This is a genomic window from Ruegeria sp. C6 (assembly GCF_056537625.1).
Genome location: NZ_JBQFRW010000012.1, coordinates 1 through 26,785, shown reverse-complemented (window position 1 = coordinate 26,785; position 26,785 = coordinate 1). Strand labels below are relative to the sequence as shown.

Sequence of the window (26,785 nt, the reverse complement as noted above, 5' to 3'; positions counted from 1 at the left end):
GGCGATTGCACTTGATAGTTGTTAGAATTGTGAGCACGCAACATCCTGATGCGAAACGGCATTGTTTGGCCTTGAAAACAAGGACCGGCTATTCCAGAAATCCGTCGATGGTCGAGGCGACGTCAACGGCGGTTTTCACATCAGACATGCTGGTGTTCTCAAAGGCGCTGCCGCTTTCGACACTTGGCCTGAGCCTCTCATAAATGGATAGGATTTCCTCTTCCAGTTTGGTCGGCTTTTCTTCGGACCAGCTGGCCTTGGTTTTTGCGATATCCGTCGCAAGTTTCATCAGATCAAGGCGCTGAGGCAGAGTTAGCATTGGTTGGTTCGGGTCTGTTTGCGATGTCAGGACCAGCCTACGCACAGTGGTCGAACGGGCAGAGTGAGTCACCGTTAAATTCCTGACGGCCGGACCTCAGTCCAGCGCCCCGGTTGCGCGCAGCGCCTCAGTCATTTTCTGTGAGATGTCAGATGGCACATGCCAGATCGCGTAGAGCGTCTGGATAAAACGGTCAACATCGGGAATGTTGGTCTTCAGGGCCAACAGGGTTGAATCCAGGTCGGCGTCCGGTTCCGTGTAAGGGATGCACATAAGCTCAAGCACTTCAGAACCATTCCACATGCCACCACCGACTTTGCGCGCCGCTGAACGCGCGCCGCTGTAATCATCTTTCATGAAACAGATCAGGAACGTGCTTGCGTGGTACCAGCCGGGCGGGTTGGGGCTCAGCTCGATCGCGCGGGCGCTCAGTCTCGCGGCCTGTTCAAGATCGCCGCGCAACGCAAAGCAGGCCGCCAGATCGGCCAACATGTCTGGATAATTCGGATTGGCCCGCAATGCTTTAGCGGCCGCTTCTTCAAAGCTTTCGAACTCTCCACGATGAAAATGGGTCAAAAACAACGCGTGCTGGCCGGTTGCGTTCAGCGGATCCAGAGCGACCGACCGCTGTGCGGCCTCCAGCGCGCGATCAAAGGGCGGGGGGGACTTGCGAAAATTGAACCCGCCGCGCAGTTCGTCGCCGTAGACAATCGCGAGCATCCCCCAGGCGCCGGCATATTCGGGATCAATCTCAACGGCGCGCTCCAGCAGGTCGCGGACCTTCTTGTGTTTTTTAACCGTGGGTTCACGCCAGTATTCGGTGGCCAGCAACCTGCACTGATAGGCATCCAGCGTGTGCGTCTGTGCCCTGCGCTGCACTGCACCTGTTCGATGGATCACTCCGTGGGGTTCCGCGATTTCCGTGGCGATCCGGGCGGCGATATCGTCCTGAATTTCAAATAGGCTGTCCGCGCTCAGGTCGCGGTCATAAGTGTCCGCAGAAACCTGTTGGCCGGTTTCCGCGTCAATAAGCTGGGCGGTGACGCGCAGCTTGTTGTCCCAATGTCGCACGCTGCCTTCGACCAGATATTGGACGTCGAGTTCGCTTCCGACCGCGCGCGGATCGCGGCCGCGGCCGCGAAAGCGAAAGGTGACGTGCCGGGACAGCACGCTCACCTCGCGAAACCGGGCGATGGCCGAGATGATTTCCTCGGTAAACCCATCGGCCAGATATTCCTGCGACGGGTCTCCGCTCAAGTTGTCAAAGGGCATCACGGCCACCGCGACCCGTCCGGTTGCCGCCGGGGGCGTTTCGGCATCGGTCCGGCGTTCGGGGTCAAACGCGATCTCAAAAACCGGGGCGTAGGACCCCTTGGGAATATGTATTCGAACCGGGTCCTCGCGCCCTTCCTGAGCGTAATAGAGATCCAGCCGGCTGCGCATTTTATTGGCCTGAACCCGAACGATCGTGTCGATGGTGGGGTCGAAATCCTCGGGCTTGTCGAAAACGTCAATGCCGATTGCATAGCCTTTCAGCGTCTCGGACCGACCCGCTAGCGCTTCGCCGACAATATGCGACAGAAAGCGGTTCAGGCGCGTGGTATCCGCGAAATGCGGACTGACGAGGACGCGCTTCAACTGTTCCTGAATAGCGCTTGGATCGATGGCAGAGCTTACTTCGGCAAGCATGTTTCCCTCCGTCGCTCAACTTTGTCCGATGACGAGCAGCGCCACAAGACAGCGCGACGGTTTAACCGTGACTCACTCGGATGCGGGCCGTGGATCTGCGAGGGTCTGGGCCATGGCGCTCAAAAGAGCCCAGCAAACATATGACCCATGAAAGGACTGAACCATGACAACATTTTCCGAATTCGTACAGAAAGCCAAAGACGACTATACCCGTGTCGAGGACGAGCTGAAATCGTTCGAACAGAAGGTCAAGGACGCGGGCGACGCGACCGACAAGTGGACCCAGGAGCAGGTGACAAAGCTGCAATCCGATCTGCAGGAAGCAAAAGACAAGGTCACTGACCTTGCCGATCGCATCCAGAAAGAAGGCGAAGACGCTGTGACGGACGCGCATGATCAGGCGAAGAACCATTGGGAAGCCTTGCACGCCGCCGTTGCCGCCTATCGCGATCATCTCGACAAGTCGGTCGCCTGACCCTGATCCTGGAGGTCGACATGACTGATTCAGTTAATGAAACCGTGCCGAAACCCGCGCTCATGGAAGAGGTCGCCGGTTGGCAGCCTCGACCGGTCTGGCTGATTGTGCTCGGCGTCGCCATGCTCTGTGTAGGGCTGTGCGCCGTAGCCTTCCCGCTGATGTCCACGCTCGCTGTCGAAGCCTTTGTCGGCGTGGCCGTGCTGGGCGGTGGCATCGTCACAGCGATTCAGGCATTTGCGGAAAAGGCGTGGAAAGGGTTCTTCTGGCTGTTGGCCATCGGTGTTCTGAACGCGCTTGCGGGGCTTGTTCTGTTGCTTGATCCGTTCGGCGGCGTTCTGGCACTGACCCTTGCGCTTGGCGCGGTTTTTCTGGCCGAAGGTGTGTTGCGGATCGTAATTGCCATTCGGTCGCGTCAGGAGCGGCCCATGGCGCTGATGATTGCGTCCGGCGCGATGGCCATCCTGCTTGGCGGCCTGATCCTGACCGGTATCGTCAATGGCTCGTCCCTTGTTCTGCTGGGGGTTCTTGCCGGCCTGAACCTGATTTTCGCCGGTGTGTCCCTGATGTCTTTGGGGCTGTCGCAGCGGCCCTCGGCGCATGGGGGTCCACAAGCTTAAGCGTGTCCTGGCAGACCCGGAATGGCAGGGGCATCTGATGCTCCTGCTTTCCGTTTTCACAGCGCCGCTATTTTCCTTGCCAGGTGCTTGCTGCCCGAGTGTCTTCAAACAGCCAGACCATGCGGTCCAGAAACCACAGCTTCCCACCCATAACCAGCAGCAACCCCAGAAGCGTCGGCCAGAATTGAAGCTGCCAAAGCCCCCAGACCAAGGGGCCGATTCCGACCGCGCTGACTGCGGCCAGAATAAGAGGCATCCGGCGGTGCCTTGCAGGGATCGGCGATTTCGCGCGCGCAAGCCAGATCCGTTCCCCAAGTACACCTTTGGACATCCAGTTTTCCGGATTGCCCGTTTTGCGGAAGGCGCGGGGGTTCCACCATGTCCAGAATACAACAACAACGACCGGAACAAGGCACCACCAGCCCAGCCAAACCCGGCTCCAGACGGCCAGAACGAACAGGGGCGGGATGCTCAGGCGGCTCCAGCCGCTCCACGGGTTGGTGTGCCGGTCCCAGACGTCGTCGGACATCGTCATGAGCTGTTCCAGAATGCTGCGATCGGTCATCGAACCCTCTTCCGAAGCTGGATCGCAATTATGGCCGTTTCTGCCCGTGTCGGCCAGAGCGGCAGGCAACGCGCGCAGCCCTGGCCAAAGGCATCAAAGACCGGAGATATCCACATACACCCGGTAATCCGCGATCCTGTCCTCGCGAAAGTTGAACCGTGCAGCAAAGCGCACGTCGTGCGTGCTTTGGTCCTTGCGCGTATAGTGAACGGTGCCGTCGCAGAACGCAGTATCGCCGCTGGACCAGATGCCGGTGATGGTATGTTGCATACCCTGGATCGTGGCAAAGAACCCTGCGTTCGCGGCTTGCACGGCTGTGCGCCCGTCAATCTGTTCGAAATTGCCAAGCTGGAACTGCACGTCTTCGGTGACATGCTCGACAACGCCGGCTTCGTCCAGCGCGTCAACAGCGGTGTAAAGGGATGCGATCCGGGGCGCGTGGGCCGCTGTGGTGGGGGCAGTGATTTGCATGTTTTGGTTTCCTTTTCTGTTTGAAAGTTATCGGTGGGTCTAAGTCTGGTTGGCCTGTGACCGTCGGTGCAGGACCGGCGGGAGTTTCAGGTGACCGTTGGTGACGGCTAGCCCAAGGAACAGGATTGCGAGGGACCCCAGCAGCCCAAGGCCAAGAGGTTCCCGAAAGACAATTGCCCCGATTGCGATGCCGGAAAGCGTGGCAAAATAGCCGACCTGGGCGAACCCAACGCCATCCGTGCGCCGCTGTACTTCGAAGGTCAGCGCATAGCTGAGCGCAGTGATGGATCCGATGCCGAAGATTGCGCCAAGCAGGGCAGGGGACACCGAGACGTCGCTGATTGTGGTGCCGCGTCCCAGTATCAGGGCGGAAATCAGCAACAGCTGTGACAGAAGCGTTCCGGTCGCCAGCCCCAACGGATCGCCGCCGGGCGGGTAGGCATAGCTGCGAAAGACATTGCCGTAGGCCAGAAACAAGGGCCCCAAAAGCGACAGGGCAATCCACGCCGGCTCGACTCCCGACAGGTCAAACCCACCCATGGTGGCAAGGCTGACCCCGGCAAGGCCGATCAGAATACCAACCAAGCGGTGCAACGGCAGCATCCTGCGCGCGATCAGTGCCGTTATCGCAAAGGTAAACAGCGGTGACAGCGTGACGAGGGCGGAATAGAACCCAAGGCTCACATGCTCCAGCACCAGAAACCCGATCACAGCGGGGCCGCTGACGCCAAAAACTCCGGCGCCGACATAATAGGGAATGTGCCACGCGTTGAGCGCCACGCGCTTCTGCGACAGCAAACACAACGCCAACAGCGCGATGCTGGCCAGCAAAACCTGCCAGAACAAAGCGGTCAGAGCTGATATTCCTGCCATCGAGACGAATTTGGACAAAGTGAAACTGACCCCCACCAGGACACCGATGGCCATGATCAGCGCGGATACAGGGGATCTTCTGACAATATCAGGCATCACGCGGCCCCCATTTCCGGCACATCGGTTAAGCGCAGAGAAGCCGGGCCGATCGGGATAATTCCGCTGGGGTTGATGTGCCGATGGCTGAGGAAGTAGTGCTGACGGATATGGGCCATGTCCACAGTGTCAGCCACGCCCGGCAACCGCATGATGTCGGCCAGATAGCGGGACAGGGCAACATAGTCGCTGATGCGTTTGTAGTCGGTCTTGAAGTGGGTCACATAGACCGGGTCAAACCGCAGAAGTGTCGGAAACAGCTTCAGGTCAACCTCTGTCAGCACGTCTCCGGCTAGGAACCGGCGTTGGCCAAGCGTTTCTTCAATCGCGTCGAGGCAGGCAAAGAGCGCCGTTACGGCCTCGCCATACGCGATCTGGCTGGTTGCAAACCCGGCGCGATAGACGCCTTCGCGGATCGGTGACTGAATTTGTTCGGCGATCCGGTCGATTTCGTCGCAAAGATGGGACGGGCGAAGATCGGGTCCCGCGGTATCGGGAAACGCCGTCTGAAGCATGCGCATGATCTCGGCCGATTCGGTGCTGACGATCCGGCCTGTATCCGTGTCCAGTAGCACAGGCACGCTGATCGGACCCGTGTAATCCGGCTTGGCGTGCTGATAGACTTCGTAAAGGAAGCGGGTGCGTTCTACACCGCTTTGATCGTTGAACAGCGTCTGGTCGATGACCCAGCCGTTTTCCGACATGACCGGGTCCATCCATGTGATGCTGAACGCATTGCGTAAGCCTTTCAAAGTTAGAATCAGATCGACGCCATGACACCAGGGGCAGGCTTTGGACAGGTAAAGGTGGTATCGGCCGGGCGTGTTCGGAAACGGGGCGCCTGGTTGCACGCTGATGTGGCTCGTGAATGGGCTTTGCAGGCGGTGAAAACGACCGTCCGAGGCGAGCGGTCTGTCACGCAGAACTCCGTTGATAAGCATCTTGGGCATGGCAGCCTCCGGCGTTAACAGGACATGCAGATACCTATTAGGCTTTCTATTTGATGATAATCGTGTGAATTTGAAACTTATAGGTGAGAATAATTCGCCCAAAGGATCGCAAAACATGACTGAAATTGGCGCTATCCCTGTGTTTGTGGCCGTGGCGGACCATGGCGGTTTCGCAGCCGCCGCCCGGCATCTGGGTCTTACAAAATCAGCGGTCAGCAAGCGGATCGGCGTGCTGGAGGCCCATCTGGGAACGCAGCTCTTTCATCGGTCGACACGGTCCATTTCCCTTACCGAGGCGGGCGAAATCTATCTGGCCCACGCGGCGCAGGCGCTTGACGCAGCGCAGGACGCCGAAGACGCAGTTGCGGCGTTGCAGGGGCAACCGGTTGGATTACTAAGGCTCAGTACACCCATGTCCTTTGGACAACTGCATGTTGCGCCTATGATTGCTGCATTCCTCAGGCAATATCCGGGGATCAGAATTGACCTGACGATGGATGACAAATTTGTCGATCTCGTCGAAGGGGGCATCGACGTGGCCTTACGCGCCGGAACGTTGCCGAACTCGGCCCTGATCGCACGCAAACTCGCCCCGATCCACAGCGTGATTGTCGCTGCGCCGGACTATCTTGCGCAGTCCGGAACGCCAGAAACACCTGAGGATCTTCTGGCGCATTCCTGCCTTCACTACGCCTATTCGCGCGACCCTTCGGAATGGCGCTTAGCCGGGCCCGCGGGTGACATGCGCGTTCAGACATCTGGTGTTCTGCGCGTGAACAACAGTGAAGCCCTGTGCACCGTGCTGCTTGACGGTCTTGGTATCGGCCGCCTGCCGACCTTTATTGCCGGAGCCCACTTGACCAGTGGCCGTCTGGTCAGGGTGCTGCCCGAGTATCGCCTGCCTGAACAGGCGCTGTACGCAGTCTTCCCTGAACGAAAGCACATGCCAGCGAAAGTTCGCGCGTTTTTGGATTTCGTCGTGGAACGCATCGGGCACGACGCACCCTATTGGGATTTGGATGCAGGTCCGCTTTAGGGACAAGGGCCGATGATACTCTAACATTAAACCTGGACCGACCAAGAACACCCAAAGTGCGGGGCAGTCCGGCAATGTCTTCTTCGGGGAATGCTGTAGTGCAGAGTCGGATATTCTTGAACGGCTGGATTGGGCCGAACCTGTCACAGATCGCGTACCCATCCTTCTCATAAAGTCGCACTTTGTGGCTGATGCTCTTAGATTTGGAGTCAGGAAACTGGGGCGATTGTCCGGGATGTTGATAGCAGTGACGGTTTTTTGAGTTAGCAAGCCTTTGATAGGAGTAGACCATCGACAAAACAGAACCCGACTGGTGCACATGAGACAACACCGTTGTTTCCGCGACTCCTTTCCAATGGATGATCTTTCAAGACAATTAACTTTGTTCAGAAGGCCCTGCACGCTGATCCAGGTCCAACACCGCAGGGTCAATCATGCGGTTTGTTGCGCTCATCTTGACAGAATTCCGCATGGCTTCGCTTCGCCGGAGTAGCCGCCGGAATCGCGCTTCGTCGAGCTCAAGCAATGTCGAAGGTGCCAACGCCCGAACATTTACGCGACGGGGCCGTTTTAAGAGCATGGCCAATTGCCCAAACATTTCGCCACGACCCAACCGCGAAGTATGTCTGCCGAGCTCCACCTCGACTGCCCCGGAAGCAATGAAGAATACGCTCCGGGCGAATTCATCTTGGGCAATGATGGTGTCACCCGCGTTGGCATAACGGGTACGCAGCGCTCTGCTGAGTTTCCTCAATGAAGCTTTGTCGAGATCAGAGAACAGCGGGAACTGCCGGACCAGATCGCGTCCTTTGAGGGCTATGTCCAGAACCGGACGCCCTTCAGACAAAGCGCGTCGGGTCGCAACTTCCTGCATCAATACCGAATAGAGCTCTTCGCCCACCAGGCCGTCCTCGCGCATGACCGCGTATTCACGCTCTTCCAGTCGCAGTGCCGTTCGCCGGATGAACCGCCGCTCAAGCTTTTCGGCGTAGCCGGGGTACTGTAGCCGCAAGCCGTCAAGCGCTGTCTCAACCGCCTCGGATCGACGCGCCAACAGATCATCAAGCAATTCCGCAACCCGGCGGCCGTGGATTCGGCGTATGCGGCCACGGACGAACCCATCGAGATCCCGCAGGATCAGGCGTTGCATGAGCAATCTTTCAAACCGATCCGTTGTAATGCGAGTGAGTGGGAACGAGATTTGAAGCCGGTTGTGCAGAAACACGGCGATCCGAAAAGATCTGCCGTAAACGACGGATCGATTTGCCGCGCGCTGATAGCCGATCCGACCTCCGGTTCGTGCGCCTTCAATCAACCGATCAGCGTCGGACAGGATCTTCTCACTCAGAACCGATGACATGGTGCGCTCTCGCAGTCGGGCCAACACGGAATCCCGCTCTGCACCGGCCAGCGCAATAAGGCCCAGCGTGATCCGGTCACGATCAAGGATCTGCGCGTTGTCTTCGGCGGCCTTCACAGCCTCGTCGAGGCGTTCGCTAAATTGTTTGGCTTCGTTTCTGACGATATCGTGGGTCAAATCGTAGTTTTCTGCGGTACGGGACATGTCCTCGCGAACCGATTGCAAGGCAACCGCGATCACTTGGCGTGACAGTGCCGTATCAAGCGGAGAGAGCTTGTCGAGCCCCAGTTTTGTGATCACCGAGCGCAAGGTTGTTCCCTGAACAATCAGTGTAAACAGCGTAAAGCCTGTGGCCAGTATGCCGACCAGTCGCTTGGTCTCGAGCGGGATATGCGTGCTTTCTGTGACGGCCAGCGCCAGCGCAAGAGTTACAGCACCCCGCAGCCCACCCCACAGCATCGCGGTGCGATAGGGGCGTTCCACAGCTGGCGACAGACCGATTGTCGTGAGCAAGGGCAACAAACCGTACAAAACCGCGGCTCGCGCGAGTGTTGCGGCAAGAACCACGACGACCAGCAAGACGAAATCAGAAGGCCGAACCCCTTCCAGCAACCGTGGTATCAGCAACGCGGCAAGAATGAAGATCAGCGCTCCTGCCCAATGGGCTAGAAGATCCCATACTTCTTGCAGGTTGGTCCAAGCGAACGGGGACAATCGACCGGGGCCTGTCAGATTGAGAGTAAGGCCTGCCGCCACAACAGCGATGACGCCCGAAGCACCGATACTTTGTTCAGCAACGATATAGGAGAGATACGGTAGCGCAACGGAAACTGAAATCTGCGCCATTACCCAAAGGTCTACGAAAGCCATCAGCCAAACCGCCATGCGCGCCATGAGCCAACCGGTGAGTACTCCGCCCAAGATCAACAGCGGAAATTGCCCCATGGCCTCACTGAGTAAGGGATCGGGTCTTCCGAGCATGACAAAGCTCATGAATAGCCCGAAAAGAGCAATCGCTGCAGCATCGTTAAGAAGGCTTTCGCCCTCGATTATTCGCGAAAGCCTGCGTGGTGCGGAGATGGATCGAAAAATGTTGACAACCGCCGACGGATCAGTCGTCGACACAATAGCACCAATCAACAAGCAAGCGGCCAGTGGCAACGTACTTACCCAACTGAGCGCGTAGCCAATAGAAAGTGTAGCCACAATCACTGCCACAACGGCCATCATCATGATGGGCATCCAGTCATCCAGCATCCTGCGAAGGTTCATTCCGAGTGTGGCCTGAAAGAGCAACGTTGGTAGAAAAACATAAAGGAATACGTTGGATCGGATCGGCAGATCAATGATCGCTTGCGCCCCAGGGTTAAGCGCATCCGTCAGGTCAGTGTTGAGAAAAAAGGTCGCGCCAAGTCCGATCACCACCCCCAGGACAGCGAGAATAACGCTGAAAGGCAAGCGCAACCGAGCAGCCAGTGGCTCCGCCACGCCGATTACAACAAAAAGCGAAGTGATGATGGTCGTAATGACGACTATATCCATCAATACCTATTACCTGAGAACTCGAACTAAGGGAATCCAACCTTCAAACCGGATCGACCCTTTGGGATCAAAGTGTGACCTTATACTCGTCCAGAATGTGTGGTTGCAGCGAATGTTAGGAATGACGGGTGCAGTACGACACCTGCAAGGTAAGTGAACGGCAGGTTTGGGCCGTCCGCATCTGTGTGCGATTCACAGGCTCAAAACGCTGCGTTCGCTCCTACGACGGCTCCGAGCCCTTCAGTCCACACTTTGGGAAAGGGATAGACTCATTCAAGGATATCCATCGTAAACTTGGCAGACACATGGACGCTAATGATCTCAAAGGGCCCTGTTCCTGAAGTCAAAACCTTATGCGGGGTATTAGCTGGAATTACCAAAATATCGCCTTCGTTTACAATTGCCTCTTCGTCTCCAACAACAACTCGGGCTTGCCCCTGACGCACCAGATAAACTTCATCATATGGGTGCTTGTGCAATGGCGGTCCTTTGCCGGATTCTTTCACTTCATTAAAAAGAAACGAAATGCCTGTAGCAGCGTTTTGCCCTTCGAGTTTTCCGTTCCAGCCTTCGTCTGAGGCCCAATCCGTTCGCTGAAAAATGTTCATCGTAAATAACTACTCTCCTAAGAGATGTCCCTTACTTACAAATACAGCGTTACGTCCGATTTGTCTGCATAAGCGCCACATCAATTGACGCTTTGTTTGAAATGCCAGCCATGCTCTGATGCAATCATGAAGGTGAATAGACCTGCGCTGGCCTACGGGGCTTTGTTGCTTGCAATGCTGATCAGTGCCGGGAACTTTTTGTTCGGAAATTTGGCGGTCAATGAGGTTCATCCGGTTGTACTGACTTTTTGGCGTTGCTTGATTGCAGCAGTATTTGTATTGCCACTTGTTTTGAGGGGACGGACCAATCCGTTCCAGCATTTCCAGGGCAGTTGGCTCCGTATCACAGTCCTTTCCTGCATAGGCGTGGTGGCAACGCCCTGGTTTGTCTATGCAGCACTCCGATCAAATGACCTGATAGATCTTGGCGCCGGATATACCAGTGTACCTTTGCTGACGATTCTGTTTTCTACACTGCTGCTTAACGAACGGTTGCGACCTGTCCAATATCTGGGTGTCGCAATTGCACTGATAGGAGCGCTGATTTTTGCATTTCGCGGTGATTTGGAAAATCTAGTCAATTTCGACCCGCATCTCGCCTTCCTGCTGATGATTGCCTCAAACGCCTGCCGTGGGCTCTACTTAGTGCTTCTTAAGAGATGGAATATGAAACCTAAGCCCGATGAGGGCTTGTTCGTGATTTTCGTCATTGGCATCGCGGTTTTGCTGCCGTTTGCTTTGTTCGTTGAAGCAGGTACTTCTCGCCCATTCGCCTATTCTTGGAAGGTCTGGGGCTCAATCCTGTTCATTGGAGTTGGAATGGGTGCCATTTACCTCCACTTGCTAAATTTTGGCACAAGTGAAGTTGGTGCGTCGACGGCTTCCTTGTTTGCATATCTTGTGCCGATATTCGTTGCGATCGAAGCCGTGACTCTAAGGGGCATGCACCTTCAACTCTATCAAGGCGTTGGTGGTGTGCTGATTATCGGTGGAGTGCTGATTGCAACGCGGCTGCACCTTCGACCAAGCCATGCGGACCATCCGCCCCATTGATGCAGGTGTTGCCGAAGGCCATGGGTTCAGCATCGATTTAGTTAGCGCATTTGGAATTGAAGTATCTTGCTCTACTGCGCAATCCGCCACAGACGACAATCAGTCTGACAAGACAGTTTTCCATTTCTAATACCTTTGCTTCACACGTCTACCCCTCGTCGACGACGCTCACGAAGCCGTCGACCGGTGTAAAGGAAGTACTGCACGAATTGGCAGGTGTTGGGGCTGACTACCCGGCATCACTGCGGCTTGGCGCAATTTTTGGATGGTGTATTATTGCAGCCACTGCGGTCTGCATTCGGAACTGGACCGGGTGGGACGCTATTTTGCAAAGTGTGATTGATGACTGTTACCAATGACCTCAAATGGCCAGAAGAGTACAGCGAACTTTTGCCTCTGGTAACTTCTCGTTGGAAAATTTCGGGTGAGATTTATTTTCACCGACAGTTAAGCGCGGGCAAGTCAGGTGCTCTTGTATATATTGTTGATATTTCGAGTGATGTCCTCAACGGGCAGGCTATTCTCAAGCTGGACAAATGCCCGGATCCACAGTGGAACGAAAAAACCGAGGTCCAACTGCATCGTGAAGCATTCGAAGCGGCCCCGGAGTTCGCGTCGAAGCATCTTGCCCGCATTGTTGGATCGGTGGAGCACGAAGGCAAAATTGCTATTCTCTCGACTGTGGTTGCCAGAGGATTGGAGTATTCTGTTCCTTGGAACGCTTGCGGGTACGAACTGGCACTGGATGTGCTTCAAAGGCTTGCAAGAAGCCTGTTTGAAGACTGGAATGCGGATTACCAGATCGCGCAGGGAATGCATGCGCCGCAGGATTTGCTTTCTAGTTGGCTCGGATACCGATTGGATCCCAAAGAGGGGCGTCTACACCATTTTTTGTCCGAGTCATGCAATCACGATCCCCTGGAACCGTGCTTTTCTTATGAGGGTCATTGGTACCCGAACCCGCTGGCATTCGCGCATAACCGTGATCTCCCAAGTCGATTGAACATTCGTGCTGCGGAAGGTCGCCTGCATGGCGACCTTCACGGCCAAAACGTTTTGGTTCGTTCGCACCAGCAGAGCGAACCGGATTATTATCTGATTGACCTCGCCATGTATCAGGCCAAGCAGTTCCTGTTTTATGATCACGCATATTTCGAGCTGGCGTACCTTTTGGCGCGGCGCGGAAATTGCCCACCGGCACAATGGGATGCCATTCTTGACGATCTGGGGCTGTTTCATCCAAAACACCACACGTTGGGGCTTTGGCAAGATGACGTTGGAATTGCCGAATTTGTCAGAACCCTGAGAACGGAGGCCATGAATTGGGTCGAACGGCACGAGAGCCATCGCCTAAGCTTTATGGAGAGCCAATACCTATTGGCACGAGTGGCCGCAGGTCTGAACTTCGCACAAAAGAGTATTGACCTAAGTTTGCGAAGCCACGCTTTTCTGTACGCAGCCCACAATCTCAAGGATTATTTCACGCTCAACAATGTCGACTGGCCCAAAAACGGACCAGTTTTTGGGTTTGACGCCTCCGCGCACCCCAAGTCGGATCCTCCTGTCGATCCCGATGCCACTTCACCCAAGACTGAACCGCCACTGGAGAAAGATCGGCTGCGCCGCCGTATGATGACCCAACTTCCGGCTCCGCAGAAACCGGTGATCGCGGTGTTGCCTCTCGAAAATCTGAATTCGCAAAGTGGCGTTGACGCTTTCGTATCGGGTATCAACCAGGAACTCATTACCGAGCTAGCCAAAGTGGACTGGCTGGCGGTGGTCTCCCCGACTTCCACGAAGTTCCTCACACAATCAGCCCTGACAGGAGAGGAGGTCGCGCAGCGCGCCGGAGCTGACTACTTGGTTGAAGGCAGCGTACTTTATGACGACGAACGTGTTCGCATCAACGCGCATTTGGTGGACACATCCACCGGGCATGATCTTTGGGCTGACCGGCTGGTCCGGAATATCGAGGATGTGTTTTCGTTACAGCAGGAAATCGCTTCGGCGGTCGTCGGACATATTGATTGGGAACTGAGATTTGACATGCGCGAACAAGCGCGGCTGAAACGAGGTGAGGTGAGTGTATGGGATCGGGTGCAGAAAGCGCTTTGGCATCTTTACAAGTTCACGAGCGAAGATACCGAGACAGCAGGCAACATACTGTCCCGAACAATAGATTTAACTCCAGACTACTCACTAGCGCATGCGGTTATGGTGAACACGCTTTTGCGGAAACTTCTCTTTCTTCAGGTGGAGGACCGGAAAGCAACCAAGGAGCGCGCCTTGCGTCATGCTGAACGCGCAGTGGCCCTGGATGATCAAGGCAGTTTTGCACATGCCAGCCTTGCGAGGATTTACTCGGTACTGAAGAAGCACGATGCCGCGAATGCCGAGGCCGAACTTGCGGTCAAACTCAACCCAAGCTCGGCCAACGCGCAATTGGTAGTGGGGATCGTGCGGCTCGCGAACGGTCAGCCCAAACTTGCTCTTCAGAGCATCGAGACAGCGATGCGATTTGGTACAGCCGGGCCGTATTACAAGGTTAAGTTGCTCGCCAAAGCTTTTTGTCTCTACCTTCTGGAAGATGAGTTGGACCAGGCTGAAGCATGTGCAAGGGCTGCTATGGAAGGCAGGTCGGTTGAACCGTTCGGCCACTATATTTTGGCGGCAATTCTGGCACGAAAATCGCGTGAAGATGAAGCCCGGCGGATTATAGAGTTAGGCAGTTCGATCCGCCCCCGGATGACAAAGGCCCGAATGAGATTGGCATTCGAAAACGTCGAGACCTCTGATCTCGACAAGTTCGTCGGAGATCTCGAAAGGGTTGGCCTACCTGATTGATGCGTAGCGAGAATCTGAGTTCGATGTAGTTGGCGACATCCATCGCGATCTACCGGTCAGACTCTCTGATCCGAATGGAAAAAAGGGGGCAAACTATTGTAAAACATTGAACAGGGATCAAAGGAAGTTGTCGAAACACAGCACTTGCTTCGCCAAAGATCTATCGTGCGGTCTGACCAAGAAGATGGTCCGGATGTTGACTCAGTTCAGGTTACCAACTGTCCAGATAATCCCGTCAATGTACACTTGCCGCCCATTCTTCTGTAGAATCATGTCGATCACACACATTATGAAGTGCGGATAGGGGCCAGAGTTCGTGATATCAGGGTATATTGTTTATTTGGGAGCACCACTTGAAACCCGATCTCAGCAAAAACGCGCTTGAAGCGACCGACTTCTTAAAGGCCATGGCGCATGACGGCCGGTTGCAGATCTTGTGCCTGCTTCTTGGCGGTGAGAAATCCGTCAGCGAAATCGAAACCACCTTCTCCATGCGGCAGGCAGCAGCGTCCCAACAATTGTCGCGTTTGCGCCTCGCTGGTCTGGTTGAGTCAAGGCGCGACGGGAAAAGCATCTATTACAGGATTGCGGATGAACGAGTGTTGGCGATTGTTGAGGTCCTGCACGATCTCTTTTGCAGCGAAGATGCGAAAAAGTGATCTGCAATTGATGAGGACATAAAGGGGCTGGATCAAATCGGATTGACGAAAACGAGCGCTCTTTGCTTGTCTTTTCTAAGCAACTAGTTTGAGACGATGGACTCAGTACGCCAACTCATCAGCTGGATGATTTAGTTTTTTATATTTTTGCCTTGTGACCAATCGGTGAACATAGCAACGTCGTGTCGAATTTTGGTTCAACCATAAAGAGGTAAGTCACATGGCTGGAAAATTTGAAATCTTTGAAGACAAGGCAGGAGAGTTCCGGTTTCGCCTCAAAGCCGGAAATGGCGAGATTATTTTGGCCAGCGAAGGTTATGTACAGAAAGCAAGTGCCGAGAAAGGTATCGAGTCAGTGAAGACAAATGCGCCAAATGACGACCGGTACGAGCGTAAGGAGACGAAGTCAGGCGGGTACATGTTTAACCTCAAAGCCAGCAACGGGCAGGTGATCGGCACCAGCGAGAGCTACACCAGTGCAACCGCTCGGGATAATGGAATTGAGTCCGTAAAACGAAATGCGCCAGACGCGCGTGTCGAAGACCTGACCTGATTTGATAAAGACTAAGCTTCGGCTGAGAGACATGCTCACCGAAGCACTGCACTGGTGGCGAAGAATCGCACTATCATATGCACCGCGCTAGCATAAAAAAGTAGAAACAAAAGCCAAAGCTCCAGAGAGTGGTTTGGAGTACCATCCCGGATCTTTCATCCAACAGGTCGAGAACTGCTGTCGACCCACTGCGGGCATTCAGATCCAAGTTCTGCAATGTTCGAGGTGCGCAACAAACGCACCGTTCATTTTCGGGCAGCAACGGCCGCGAGCAGCCCATAGCGGCCCTTCAAATCGGAGCTTTGCAGTTTCTTAGATGCGCGATCAAGCTGCCGGTTTTGCTAGCGCAACTTGGTTCCGGCACCGCTAATCTGGCAACCCTGCCCGGCGAAGCGCCTCAAAGTAACGTTCAGCGCCTTCAGAGCCTCCGTAGTCCACGTTGCTACGCCACTTTGAGATCGTTTCACCAGGTTCCATTTGCAGCATTTGCGTCAAAGCAGCAGACGCTTCTTCAGGTTCCCCAAGCATTGCGTGAGCAGCAGCCCTCGTGCTGTGAAGTGCGGCATAGATTTTTGAGAAGCGCAAACCTGCCTCTGCGTAGGCGATAGCATCACGGTCTCGCCCAAGCATTACGCAAGAGGTGGCGGCACCTCCGGAAGCACCAACGAATACAGCCCCATATCGGCCCAACCGAAGCGCTGTCTGAAAACAGCCCAATGCCGTTTCAGGAAACCCGGCCCAGTTGTATCCCCAACCCATAAACAAATGCAGGCGGGCATCTAATGGCGCTCTTTGCCGGATTTGCTCAAGCGCCACGGAAAGTCGATCCGCATCCCTGTCTACGTTGTAGTCAGCCACGGCGACACTCAGATCAAGCGTTGGGCTTTGACCCGCCATCTGTCGCCCGGCCTCGATCCAGTTTGGCAGCTTCTCGTAGTAGGATGACAGTTCGCATCGAAGATCATAGGTTCTCGCACCATTCATTGTCCAAATAGCTTCGGCATAGGCGGCAGCGAGGGTTGGTTTGGCTTCGATGGCCCTAGCGTGGTACGACAACGTCTCTTTATAGCTGTCAATGCTGGCCTCCGACCATGTGATCATGCCCATCAAGACGCACTGTTCGGCAGTCAGCTCGTCTTCAGGTAAAGCAGAGAGCTTTGCGGTCAGCGACTGGATCAAAATCCCGCTAACGGCATCCAACAGCTTTTCTACAACCTCGTCTTGCCAATCAAAGATAGCATCGACCAAACCGTCGAATTTTTGAGTCCAGATTTCGGAACCAGAAGAGTCATTTAAGCGGGCTTCCAGGCGCAATCGGTCGCCGTGTCCACGCAGCACGCCACGAAGTGCATATCCCTCTGAAGGCTCCGCGGAGGATATCGCTGCGTTTAACCAGTTGATCGTTTGAAAATAAGAACCGAAATCTGAAGTGAGAGCAGCGGCCATTTCCTTTAGCTCAGTGCGTTCGTCGCTGCACGTGACAGGATGGATGGATAGCTTTGGCAAGCTCGTCTCTGTGAAAGAAGGTGAGCTATGCGATGCGCCAAGTTGCGGTCCATCATGAATCCACACATCCAGGCTGCGTTGGATGTTCTTGAGCTTCTTTTTCCCAACTGCTTTGAAAGCATCTGCCAGAGCGTGTTCAAGGTTCAAGTGTACGGGTTCAGAGATAGCGATGCCACCCGACGGCGCAATGCTCTCAAGTCGGGCGGCGATGTTTACGCCGTCACCCAGTATGTCGTCACCTTTTTCTGTGATGTCACCCACATGTACACCGATGCGCATGCTGATTAACGAGTGTTCAGTCAACTGCTCTTGTAGCTGCATTGCTGCGGTTACAGCTTGCGCCGCGCTGTCAAATTGCACCAACCAACCGTCGCCCATGCTCTTCACGACACGACCTGACTGGCCTGCAATCGTTGGGGTGACGATGTCGCTTTCCAGGTGATCAAGCATGAGAATTGTGGCTTGCTCATCTTTATGCATAAGCGCCGAATACCCAACGACATCCGCGGCTAGTATCGCCGCCAACCTTCGTTGCAAATGTTGTCCCTTGTCCGACATGCGTTCGACGATAGATGATGCGGCCTTTTACTCCAACTGCCTGAATACAAAGTTCGCTCAGGGCTCTTTACTGACGCTCTACGCCCTTGGCTTCAGCGTCAGTTGGCAGCCCGAAGCAGGCATTCACAATCACGCTCTTCAGTTTTGCACCAAGCCATTCACTAGGACATGCGCGACGTTCAGGAAATCATGTTGTCTGCTGTAGCTGAAGCACTCTCGAATGACGTTAACGCGGACAAAGTAGCCGTTTGGTTTCACCTCCCAGTGACTACCTTTCGATGAAATGAAACTAAGACCAATAGAAAAGCACTTTCCCATTAGTTGGGGGATGGCCCACTCACAAACCACCCCCCAGCCGCACTGGACTGCAATTGTCCAGGACGGTTGACTAAAATCGTTCAATTGCGGTTTCCACTTGGCCGCAAAACTTATCAATATCGCGCTTTAGCATATCGCTTTCTCGGGTCTCATCTCTGACCGCAGATAGTTCATCTACAACAGTCCGCAAATCTTCTTCTGGAGCTGACTCCGCGATGCGCACCAAAGCTCGAATAAGGGCGGACGTTACGAGGCCATTACCCCGGGCAGCGCGTCGCAGAGCTGGCATCGAGTCGTGAAACAATGACTCAGCCGTGATGGACGGGTAAATCACCCGCACGTTTCCGCCATCATCCCGATACACACCCGTGCAGAGCTTTGACGACCACGCTCGAGCCAGAGATGCCGATAGACGGTCGATGCAGACTATTGCGGTAAACGTGTCGTTGACACCCGGCGACAACGCCCGAAGTGCAATTTCAACGAGAAGATGGACAGAAAAGCGGATATCTCCGCTAGGATCTCGTGCAGGGATCAACGGAGCTGCCGCTTGCACCAGATCATTGAGGCTCTCTTCACTATCACCATAAACATTGGCCAAAGTGTCCGTTGGAACCATGAAGTCACCTGGCTGCACATCAAAAACGATGACTGCTCCTGCCTCCTTGGCCGCACTCACCAGACCTTCGGTATTGATCGAGTTCACATATCCGGTGCCCGAAGCCAAGACTTGCCTCTTGTCTCCCTCCTCAGGGACTGCCTCTGAAGATGGAATATCTGCACTGTTTTCGATTGCGGTGCTCACTTGGCGATCCAAGGCTGCAGAAATCCGCGCCGCCTCCTGATCAATAGTTACGCGCGTCGATACTGTATGAACGAAGAGCAGCAGCAAAAGAACTGAGATGATCGAATAGACTATTCCAATCGCAACGGCCAAATTGACCGATGTGTCATCGCGTATCAGCCACAAGATCATCAAGCTGTATAAAAACGTCGCTCCAAGTGAGCCAACTGCAATCTGATTCACCCTGTCTTCACCAAAGCGCTGCAAGAGCCTGGGTCCAATAGATCCCGCTGCCAAGGTGTAGACCAGCAAAACAATGGAATAGACCATGACCAACGCGGACATGGATGCTGCCGAGATTGCGCTTAGTACATCGCTCGCAGTACGATTAGAAACGCTTAGCCAATCGGAAGCGGACCAACTCCAACCCACGAGCGCCTGCTCCGTCTTGAAGACAATCCCAGCCACCAAAAGCCCTGAAAGACTTATGGTGGCAGGGATGGTTAGGAACCCGCGAAAGTACCTCAATAATTCTCTAGGTGTTTGCATTCCGGTCCCCATTCACGACACAAGCTTTTTTGACGAACCCAGCATGAAGCTTTACGCGAACCGGTCGGCCGCTTCTTTCAAAGCACTCTGCATATCGCCCCAAGCTGCCTCGTAGCCCGCTTTGACATCTTCCCAGGCCTCGTCGCTGGTCGACTTCAACTCTTCGAGCTGCGTTTTTGCATCGGACCTTACCTTGTAGAGCTTACTAAGCTGCTCCTCGAGCTCGAGCTTGGCGTCCGCTTCAGCCACCTTCAGCTTGGCTTCGAGAACATCAATTTGAGCATTCCAGCTATCCAGTTGCAGCTGTGCTTTTTTCTCATACCCAACACGTGTCATCGTTTTTCCTTTCTTCTCAAACGGTGGTTCAGATCGAAGGGAGCCATCCATTAGGCCGCAACAATTGCCTTGAGCATCCAGACCGCTTCCTCATGCTTCGCCATCCTGGCGTTCATCAGATCCTCTGTAGCTCCATCGCCATAACGGGCAGCGGTCGCGGCAGTCTCACGCAGGTTCCGAGCAATCGCTTCGTTGTCTGCGACCAATTGTTTGATCATGCCCTCTGCATCTTTAACAGTCTCTTCTTCGGTCAGCTTGGCTTGGCTAACCATGTCCGTGAACGAGATCGGTGCCACCTGACCCAACGCACGCACACGCTCGGCCAATTCATCCGCAGCTTCGAACAGGTCGCGATACTGACGCTCTGTCAGTTCATGGATCGGCAGGAATAGCGGGCCCACGACGTTCCAATGTGTGCCTTGTGTTTTCACCATCAGGACCATGGTATCGGCCAGTACTTCCGTCACCGCGTTGGCGATCCAAGCGTTCTTGTCGATGCCTGTGTCGTTGGTTTCTTCCTGAACTTCAGACTTTAAGACTTGCTGTATCATTTTCACTCCGTTTCGTTGCTTGCGGAGTAAAACGTAAGAGAGGTTCATAAATTGTCAAATAAAATCATATACTTAATATGGGTATCCGACACATTATGGGGCGCTTCATGATCCTGGGTATCCGGCACAACATGCCAAGATTGATGTAGACACACAGGCCCATTGCCATACATGCTTGGAGTAACTGACGTAAGCTACTGAGGTCATGCCAGTGTCTGATCAAAATCGACCACCAAAGCGCACGGAAAAACTACAACTGATGCTCGACCTCGAAGAGCTTAAAGCCATCGATGATTGGCGGTTCGAGAACAGACTGCCATCCAGAGCGGCCGCCATTCGTGAACTCATCCGTCGTGGTCTGATTTCCAATGAGTTTGAAGAACCACCTACTGACGCGCCTTCCGGTGAGTTTCGTGTTGTGGATGAGTGACAGGAACATTCGCAGAGCTATGTGCGAAAACCATGTTTGATTTAGGTGATGTTCAATTCTCACTCTCGCGCCGGTAGTTGACCAGCCTAGCGCGCCGCGAACACATTGGAGAAGATTAGGAAGGGCTGTCTTCAGAATTAGTTCTTGGCGCCACACTATCTTTCACATCGGGATGGGTGCCCAGCTCGCTCTCAGCTTCAGAAAGCGAAATTGCTTCATCTTCACCGACAGCAAGGACGGCAGTTTCAGGCGTAACCACCCTTGCAGGAGCGCTGACGCGAAATGCGGTCTTCTCACTTTCAGGTACGGCTGACTTGGCCATAATCCGCCAGACCGTAAACACGATCATCAGGCAATGCGCTGCCACAGTTGTCATGAATAGGCCCTGTGGCCCTAATCCAGTCATTGCTACACCTGCTATCAGCGGCCCGGCAATCGATCCCAGCCCGTAGACCATCAGCAACCCGCCTGAAACCTGAATCGAGGTGCCCGGCGGTGCATGGTCGTTCGCATGCGCAACGATGATTGGATACATCGCAAAAATTGCAGCGCCAAACATCCCAACCAAAGCAAGGTTCATGACGCGAGACTCCGGCGCAAGAAGGACGAAAGCCAGATCCGAAGCGAGAGCCACAACCGCTGTAAACAGCAAGACTTTACGCCGGTCCATTCGATCACTTGCAAATCCAATTGGGACTTGTGCAAAAGCTCCGGCCAAAACCGGAATACTCGCGAACAAAGCTATTGCAGTAAGTGATAGCCCAACGCGATCCGCGTACACCGCAGCTAGGGTCCCAAATGCTGCATTTGAAATGCCAACAAGAAAGACCGCGGCGACCGCAACTGGTGAGTTTCGCCACAACGCCGGTAGATCGAGACGCACAGATGTCAGGGGTGCTGGCGATGCCGAGGTTGACAGGGCAGTTGGTATAAGCGCCAAACAATACACCATCGCGCCTACGGCAAAGAAGATGAAACCCGTTGCATCTCCCAGTGAGATAGCCATCTGACCGGCTGTCACCGCACCCAGGTTAACCATCGTGTAGACGCCAAAGACTGTACCACGCGTATTGGGTTCAACCTTATCGTTGAGCCATGACTCGACGATCATTGCCGCGCCTGCAAAACAAAATCCTGAAACTGCGCGCGACGGTATCCACGCCCACGTTTCTACTACCACAGCCTGGAAAAGGATCGTTACGGCGGCGAGGGCACACATTACGCCGAAGGTTCGAATATGTCCTACTGCCCCAACAAGCCTTGGTGCAACAAGGCATCCTGCTACATAGCCAACTGCCCACCCCGTTCCTAAAAGGCCCAGAGAGCTGGCGGAAAAACCTTCGAAAGAGCCACGAACGGGAAGTATCAGACCGTGGACACCACCTGCGAACAGAAGAAGCCCTGATCCAAGAAGCAGCGCTGATATCGGTAAGAGCTGTCGGAACATCGGTTCCAGCCTAATGTCAAACTGGGAAATGAGAAGCTATTTTGCTTGCAAACGCGTTTTGGCGAAGGTGATCAAGGCTTTCTGTGCAGCAGCTTGATCAATCATTGGCAACCTACTTTTGCTACAACCACTTTGAGAGTTTGAACACGACGTAAAGTGTAATTCCGATGGCAGCCGAAGCCAGTGTCAGCGCCCAAAACGCAAAGGGAGCACTCAAGCCGGGCATGCCAGCAATATTCACGCCAAATAGACCAGTCAGAAATCCAAGTGGCAGAAAGATTGCTGCCACGACAGACAATAGATAGCCGTTTCGAGCAAGCGCATTCGCGTGTTCGGCGTCCATCTGCTCCTGAAGGGCTGTCAAGCGATCACGGCTTGCATCCAGTTCCTCAAGTGTACGGCGAGTGCGGTTCGCGGTTTCATTGACCAATACAGATGCGTCGCTGTGAACTACGCCACTTCTCAATGAGGATAGAGCATCGAGTGCATCGCGTTGCGGACTGATATAGCGCCGAAGTTTGATCACCGTTTGCCGCAATCGCGCGATGCGCTCTGGTTTGATTTCATTTCCTGTAAGCCCGATCTCTTCGAGAGAGTCTGTCTCGTCTTCAAGTTCAAGCGAGACAGCCTCAATCCGCTTTGTGAGCCCCGCAGCAAGTTCTGCCAAAAATGCACCGACACTTTCCGGCCCCGTACCGCTTTCGGCTTTTAGGCGAAGACTGTCTGCTACCCAGACTTTGCGCACACGGGCAGATACGATAGTTCTTTCTGTGGCCCAGAGCCTTAGAGAATCCATATACCGCAGCCTACCATCCCCATAATCTGACCGCCAAACTCCTGTGGCCAGGCCGGAGGTGGCAAAAAAGCTTCGATCAGTTTGACGCGGACAGTGTGCAGGTTATCTACCCGCGACAACTGGCTTGAAGCCTGATGCCAGCCGCAACACACGATGCCTATTCTGAGTGGGCGACTTTCCTTTAGAGTAAAACTTTTCCGCGCTTGGGCCTGGGTTATTAGTCCCGATGATCCCGGCTTCGCCGTGCGGAAACGTGGCAAGGGTTATGCTGTCGCTGCGCATCTAAATGATTAGCTTGGTGGCAGGAAGGGCAAAGCGCAACGGCGATTTCAATACTCTCGCCGGTCTCATAGTCAAAACAATGTTCCTGTCCACAGAGTTCGAGAATCTCCCCGCGTTGGATCAGTTCCGATACCGTGGCGCCGCAGTGATCGCAGAACCCGCTTGCAAGAGCAGCCTTGAGTTCCGGCAATTCCACAGTTTTCTGAAAGTTGCAATTATGCTTACTCATATCCTTCTAAACCCCCACCCAACGTATGCAATCATATCCCGTTGAAGTCAGACTTCAAGCTTCGGCGATGAGATTAAGGGGGCTTGTGGTCTGGGTTCTGCCCTTCCTATGAGCTGCGTTTTGCTTTCGGAAATAATCCAACTGGCATTCAACCAACGGAGTCTGCGAGACTACGTAGCTGTTGTGCGGCTTGGCCTGGCAAACCGCCTGTTTCGCTTTCATCGAATACTGCATAGGCCGCATATGCGAAGCGCGGCGCAGCCTCAATCAATGTAAGCCAGCCTTCCTCAAGCTCTGGCTTAATCACGCGCTTGGGAAAGTACCCGGCTGCAGGAACTGACTTTAGATATTGTAGACCCAAAGTTCCGATACCAAGCTGTAAACGCGGCGTGTCAAGCTCAGGAAAGTTCAACAAATGGTCTGCCCGGAATTCAGGGCCCCAATCTATCAGGACATAATTTTCGCTATGAACAGTTGGAAGGGCCTGCGGGCCACTGGTGACAAGAACAAACTCATCTTCAAAGAGTTGTAACGCGGATAAGCTCGACACGCTTCGCGGCCGCTACATGATTGCAAGGTCAAGTTTTCCTTCTTCAATCTCGTGCGTCAGTGTTTCGGAAGAAGCGGCTGATGCTCTGATCGCAACATCGGGCAGCGACGTCATTAGATCTGGCAATGCGTTTGTGAGATACCCGTCCCAAAGGCTTGGAGCCGCGCCTATTTCCAACGCTGCGGCCATGGAGGCGGGGAGACCAGCGTCCAGCTTGGCCTGTGTCCAGGTGCGAACCAATACCTGGGCGTGTTTCAGGAAATGCCGCCCTGCAGGTGTCAGGGTCGCTCCGGATTTTCCGCGTTCGAACACAGCTTGTCCAAGTTGATGTTCAAGCGTTCGGATGCGCATGCTCACTGTCGATTGAGTGACGTGAACTTTGTTCGCAGCATCGAAGAAGGTACCCGTTTCAACCACCGCGAGGAAAGTTCGAGCAAGTTCAATGTCCATGGGTCACCTATTCGAATTTCCGATACTATCGGCGAGAAAAATTCGTTATTCAACACGATACCTTTGTGCCATATTCTCCGAGTAGCGCGAAAGTGCCCCCACCAGATCGGAACGCCAATCAACAATTTTCGTTTGTAGTGGAGATCTCGATCTGAGGAACCGTTGCAATCTGACCCCTGTGGATTTGCCACCAACACCGGAGCGCTGCACCAACCCCACAATGGGCAAGAAGCCCATTTTCTCATGGAGAAAACAAAATGAGTCGAGTTTCTATTGTTGCTCTTCTCTCTTCGCTGTTTGCTGTTCCGGCATTCGCCATGCCCACTGATCTTGACATGGACGGTGATGGCCTGGCGTCGCTGGCAGAGCTTCAGACCAAGTATCCTGAAGTCTCGGATGATCTCTTCCTGGAGATCGACGCAAATGCCGATGGTTTCATCAATGAAGCCGAATTACTGGCTGCCGTTGATGCAGAGCTTCTCCCTAGTCCTGCAGGGGATCAGTAAGCAAAGGTCGTCACGGTTATGAGGAAGCCCATCCCACCCCATAGATGGCTGCTTGCCGCGATGGGTATCTGGTTGGCTCTGTCGCCATTTGTTTTGTTCCGTGAAGAAATTCTGTTGCAGGGCATGGCTGAACTCGAATCTCTCGCCTTCATGGCCGTTGGCATTGGTGTTCTAGTCATGTCCGGCGCTGACGGCCGGAGTCACCTTCTCGCACGGGTGGCTCCGGTATCGGCACTGGGGATTGCGCTAATCGCCGCTCCTACGGCGCTGAACTTCACGGGCCACATTGTGGCAATGGCCAACGCATGGCTAACGGGATCAGCGCTTATCGCTCTCGCCGTATGGGAGGTAATGGCGAGCCGCGGATTGCGTGCAATCTCGTAAACTGGCGCGGGGCAGGCAACTGCCCCGCGACTTCGGCCTGTGGATCGGTTGGTTGAAATTCTCTTCCTATGTCAAACATTGGCACAGCACTATGTTGGCAGGCGTCCACGTTAAACTGCACTATCTCACTACTATGGCGTCGCTTTTGTTTTCATCCGACTGATTGATGTAACACGAAGTTTTACCTTTTCACTAGCTCGGGCACTTCGGTTGGCCGAGCGCGCGTTAATGAGGAACAACGAATGACGATCTCAAGCATTGTCGAAGCACAGGATCTGAAAAGACGCCCGTTCTGCGACGCTGACACAACCGTATTCGATGCAGCGGTCGCGATTGCACTTTTGGAAGTGAATGCCCTCGCCGTACTTAAAGATGAGAAGTTGGTCGGGATTATCACGGACCACGACGTGCTGCTATGCCTCGTAGATTCAGGGTCCTCCTTTTACGAGCAAACCGTGGATGACTGGATGACAGAGAAACCAATCACATGTGCAACTGGCTCGAAGCTTTCAACTGCTCTCAATCTGATGGCCAAGCACGACATCCGGAACTTGGTCGTCACCCAACGCGGCGAGCCGTATTCCGTCGTGAGCAGCAAAGAGATACTGGCACGGATTCATGAGGAAGATGAATTGGAACTGAAAGTGTTGCGCGACAAAGCGCGCAGTACACAAGATCGATCTGTCGTTTGAGGCGTAAAGGCAATTGCGAAAATGAGCAAAGCCAGAACGGCCGCCCAAACGAAAGGTAAGCAATTTGCGCAGGCTGCGGCGCTTCCCTTTCGGCTGCCCAAGAATTCAAAGCCCAAAGTTCTTTTGGTGACATCCAGAGACACTGGACGCTGGGTTCCACCTAAGGGCTGGTTGATCAAGGGAAAGAAGCCCTGGTCAACGGCCAAAATAGAGGCGCGGGAAGAAGCTGGTGCCATCGGTGCCATCTCCAAGACGCCGCTTGGAACCTATGATTATCAGAAGCTTCTGGAGGACGGCACGACCGTTGATTGTCGCGTCACGCTCTACCCTATGTTTGTTCGAAAACTCCACAAACAATGGGACGAGAAACACGAACGCAAACGACGCTGGTTTTCCCCAAAACGTGCCGCCCGGCGAGTTGATGAACCTGAGCTCAGTCAAATGATCCTGATGCTCTACAAGCCAGACGATTGGATTTGCGAAATGGTGCAGAAACAAGGGCGTAGTTAGAAGTTTTCCGTCCCGTAAGGCTGTGCGGTTCCGGCAATTTGTCGTTTTTCGATCCGTTTCAATCAGCAACCTTGTTAATGTTCTGAGTGTTATCCGTTGCGGTCGGAGTCGTATCAACTGAAGATGTCCCGCTAGCCACAGCTGTGTGCATACGAAGATTGTGTCGGGGCTAGGGAACTTCAATACCGTTGGAT

The 26,785-nt window shown here is 54.2% G+C and carries 28 protein-coding genes; 12 read left to right on the top strand and 16 right to left on the bottom strand.

Going from position 1 to position 26,785, the window contains the following annotated elements:
* Positions 1–88: 88 nt before the first annotated feature.
* Together ACR0MJ_RS20375 and ACR0MJ_RS20370 are read right to left on the bottom strand one after the other, a co-directional pair.
* Entirely contained in the window at positions 89–391 is a 303-nt protein-coding gene (locus ACR0MJ_RS20375; RefSeq protein ID WP_170683953.1) for a hypothetical protein, read from the bottom strand.
* Between the two features lie 24 nt (positions 392–415).
* Positions 416–2,008 carry a tetratricopeptide repeat protein gene (locus tag ACR0MJ_RS20370; protein ID WP_170683955.1) on the bottom strand — a complete coding sequence of 531 codons (1,593 nt, stop codon included), beginning with the start codon at positions 2,006–2,008 and terminating at the stop codon, positions 416–418.
* A gap of 163 nt (positions 2,009–2,171) precedes the next feature.
* Here ACR0MJ_RS20370 and ACR0MJ_RS20365 point away from each other — a divergent pair, with 163 nt between their 5' ends.
* Both ACR0MJ_RS20365 and ACR0MJ_RS20360 read left to right on the top strand, forming a co-directional pair.
* Entirely contained in the window at positions 2,172–2,483 is a 312-nt protein-coding gene (locus tag ACR0MJ_RS20365) for a hypothetical protein (protein WP_170451072.1), read from the top strand.
* A gap of 20 nt (positions 2,484–2,503) precedes the next feature.
* Positions 2,504–3,103, top strand: coding sequence for an HdeD family acid-resistance protein (locus ACR0MJ_RS20360; RefSeq protein WP_170683956.1), 600 nt, complete (start codon positions 2,504–2,506; stop codon positions 3,101–3,103).
* A gap of 67 nt (positions 3,104–3,170) precedes the next feature.
* Here ACR0MJ_RS20360 and ACR0MJ_RS20355 read toward each other — a convergent pair whose 3' ends face one another.
* The 4 genes from ACR0MJ_RS20355 to ACR0MJ_RS20340 form a co-directional block, all read right to left on the bottom strand.
* Positions 3,171–3,668 (bottom strand): DUF6653 family protein, encoded by a 498-nt coding sequence (locus tag ACR0MJ_RS20355; protein ID WP_170683958.1) that lies wholly within the window; start codon positions 3,666–3,668, stop codon positions 3,171–3,173.
* A 93-nt stretch (positions 3,669–3,761) separates the two neighbouring features.
* A complete protein-coding gene (locus ACR0MJ_RS20350; RefSeq protein ID WP_170511100.1) occupies positions 3,762–4,139 on the bottom strand; it encodes a nuclear transport factor 2 family protein in 378 nt (125 codons plus the stop codon).
* A 39-nt stretch (positions 4,140–4,178) separates the two neighbouring features.
* A complete protein-coding gene (locus tag ACR0MJ_RS20345; RefSeq protein WP_170683960.1) occupies positions 4,179–5,108 on the bottom strand; it encodes a DMT family transporter in 930 nt (309 codons plus the stop codon).
* The gene (locus ACR0MJ_RS20340; protein ID WP_170683961.1) at positions 5,108–6,058 is read right to left on the bottom strand and encodes a glutathione S-transferase family protein; all 951 of its coding nucleotides are present in this window, start codon (positions 6,056–6,058) and stop codon (positions 5,108–5,110) included. Before ACR0MJ_RS20340 ends, ACR0MJ_RS20345 begins: the two co-directional genes overlap by 1 nt.
* 115 nt (positions 6,059–6,173) lie before the next feature.
* Between ACR0MJ_RS20340 and ACR0MJ_RS20335 the strand changes: the two genes are divergently transcribed.
* The gene (locus tag ACR0MJ_RS20335; RefSeq protein WP_170511090.1) at positions 6,174–7,094 is read left to right on the top strand and encodes a LysR family transcriptional regulator; all 921 of its coding nucleotides are present in this window, start codon (positions 6,174–6,176) and stop codon (positions 7,092–7,094) included.
* Between the two features lie 376 nt (positions 7,095–7,470).
* Here the strand turns inward: ACR0MJ_RS20335 and ACR0MJ_RS20330 are convergent, their stop codons facing one another.
* Entirely contained in the window at positions 7,471–9,996 is a 2,526-nt protein-coding gene (locus tag ACR0MJ_RS20330; RefSeq protein ID WP_170683963.1) for a cation:proton antiporter, read from the bottom strand.
* 269 nt (positions 9,997–10,265) lie between these two features.
* Positions 10,266–10,604, bottom strand: coding sequence for a cupin domain-containing protein (locus ACR0MJ_RS20325; RefSeq protein WP_170683965.1), 339 nt, complete (start codon positions 10,602–10,604; stop codon positions 10,266–10,268).
* A gap of 126 nt (positions 10,605–10,730) precedes the next feature.
* On the opposite strand from ACR0MJ_RS20325, the gene ACR0MJ_RS20320 reads away from it, so the two are divergent.
* From ACR0MJ_RS20320 to ACR0MJ_RS20305, 4 genes are all read left to right on the top strand, one after another.
* A complete protein-coding gene (locus ACR0MJ_RS20320) occupies positions 10,731–11,657 on the top strand; it encodes a DMT family transporter (protein ID WP_170683967.1) in 927 nt (308 codons plus the stop codon).
* Positions 11,658–11,996: 339 nt separating this feature from the next.
* Entirely contained in the window at positions 11,997–14,501 is a 2,505-nt protein-coding gene (locus ACR0MJ_RS20315; protein WP_480762384.1) for a hypothetical protein, read from the top strand.
* Positions 14,502–14,854: 353 nt separating this feature from the next.
* Positions 14,855–15,160, top strand: a complete 306-nt coding sequence (locus ACR0MJ_RS20310) for an ArsR/SmtB family transcription factor (protein WP_370644467.1) — start codon at positions 14,855–14,857, stop codon at positions 15,158–15,160.
* A 220-nt stretch (positions 15,161–15,380) separates the two neighbouring features.
* On the top strand, positions 15,381–15,713 hold the full coding sequence (locus ACR0MJ_RS20305) for a YegP family protein (RefSeq protein WP_170683971.1): 333 nt from the start codon (positions 15,381–15,383) through the stop codon (positions 15,711–15,713).
* Positions 15,714–16,079: 366 nt separating this feature from the next.
* Here the strand turns inward: ACR0MJ_RS20305 and ACR0MJ_RS20300 are convergent, their stop codons facing one another.
* The 4 genes from ACR0MJ_RS20300 to ACR0MJ_RS20285 form a co-directional block, all read right to left on the bottom strand.
* Entirely contained in the window at positions 16,080–17,777 is a 1,698-nt protein-coding gene (locus tag ACR0MJ_RS20300; protein WP_480762382.1) for an adenylate/guanylate cyclase domain-containing protein, read from the bottom strand.
* A gap of 388 nt (positions 17,778–18,165) precedes the next feature.
* Positions 18,166–19,428, bottom strand: a complete 1,263-nt coding sequence (locus tag ACR0MJ_RS20295; RefSeq protein ID WP_170683976.1) for a DUF2254 domain-containing protein — start codon at positions 19,426–19,428, stop codon at positions 18,166–18,168.
* A gap of 51 nt (positions 19,429–19,479) precedes the next feature.
* Positions 19,480–19,764 (bottom strand): sll1863 family stress response protein, encoded by a 285-nt coding sequence (locus ACR0MJ_RS20290; protein ID WP_170683978.1) that lies wholly within the window; start codon positions 19,762–19,764, stop codon positions 19,480–19,482.
* A 50-nt stretch (positions 19,765–19,814) separates the two neighbouring features.
* A complete protein-coding gene (locus ACR0MJ_RS20285) occupies positions 19,815–20,315 on the bottom strand; it encodes a Dps family protein (protein WP_170416161.1) in 501 nt (166 codons plus the stop codon).
* Positions 20,316–20,526: 211 nt separating this feature from the next.
* Here ACR0MJ_RS20285 and ACR0MJ_RS20280 point away from each other — a divergent pair, with 211 nt between their 5' ends.
* Positions 20,527–20,745, top strand: a complete 219-nt coding sequence (locus ACR0MJ_RS20280) for a hypothetical protein (RefSeq protein WP_152456637.1) — start codon at positions 20,527–20,529, stop codon at positions 20,743–20,745.
* A gap of 115 nt (positions 20,746–20,860) precedes the next feature.
* On the opposite strand, the gene ACR0MJ_RS20275 is transcribed toward ACR0MJ_RS20280, so the two are convergent.
* The 4 genes from ACR0MJ_RS20275 to ACR0MJ_RS20260 all read right to left on the bottom strand — a co-directional run bounded on the left by ACR0MJ_RS20275 (position 20,861) and on the right by ACR0MJ_RS20260 (position 24,499).
* The gene (locus tag ACR0MJ_RS20275) at positions 20,861–22,192 is read right to left on the bottom strand and encodes an MFS transporter (protein ID WP_170683980.1); all 1,332 of its coding nucleotides are present in this window, start codon (positions 22,190–22,192) and stop codon (positions 20,861–20,863) included.
* A 121-nt stretch (positions 22,193–22,313) separates the two neighbouring features.
* Positions 22,314–22,988, bottom strand: coding sequence for a CorA family divalent cation transporter (locus tag ACR0MJ_RS20270; protein ID WP_170683982.1), 675 nt, complete (start codon positions 22,986–22,988; stop codon positions 22,314–22,316).
* A gap of 659 nt (positions 22,989–23,647) precedes the next feature.
* Positions 23,648–24,049 (bottom strand): hypothetical protein, encoded by a 402-nt coding sequence (locus ACR0MJ_RS20265; RefSeq protein ID WP_170683984.1) that lies wholly within the window; start codon positions 24,047–24,049, stop codon positions 23,648–23,650.
* 12 nt (positions 24,050–24,061) lie between these two features.
* Entirely contained in the window at positions 24,062–24,499 is a 438-nt protein-coding gene (locus ACR0MJ_RS20260) for a LysR family transcriptional regulator (protein ID WP_170683985.1), read from the bottom strand.
* Positions 24,500–24,756: 257 nt separating this feature from the next.
* Here ACR0MJ_RS20260 and ACR0MJ_RS20255 point away from each other — a divergent pair, with 257 nt between their 5' ends.
* The 4 genes from ACR0MJ_RS20255 (at position 24,757) to ACR0MJ_RS20240 (ending at position 26,591) form a co-directional block, all read left to right on the top strand.
* Complete coding sequence (locus tag ACR0MJ_RS20255) at positions 24,757–25,005, top strand: EF-hand domain-containing protein (protein ID WP_170683988.1); 249 nt, start codon at positions 24,757–24,759, stop codon at positions 25,003–25,005.
* A gap of 18 nt (positions 25,006–25,023) precedes the next feature.
* A complete protein-coding gene (locus ACR0MJ_RS20250; RefSeq protein ID WP_170683990.1) occupies positions 25,024–25,389 on the top strand; it encodes an SPW repeat domain-containing protein in 366 nt (121 codons plus the stop codon).
* Positions 25,390–25,631: 242 nt separating this feature from the next.
* Entirely contained in the window at positions 25,632–26,081 is a 450-nt protein-coding gene (locus ACR0MJ_RS20245) for a CBS domain-containing protein (RefSeq protein WP_480762373.1), read from the top strand.
* 21 nt (positions 26,082–26,102) lie between these two features.
* Positions 26,103–26,591, top strand: coding sequence for an NUDIX hydrolase (locus tag ACR0MJ_RS20240; RefSeq protein WP_170683994.1), 489 nt, complete (start codon positions 26,103–26,105; stop codon positions 26,589–26,591).
* Positions 26,592–26,785: the final 194 nt, after the last annotated feature.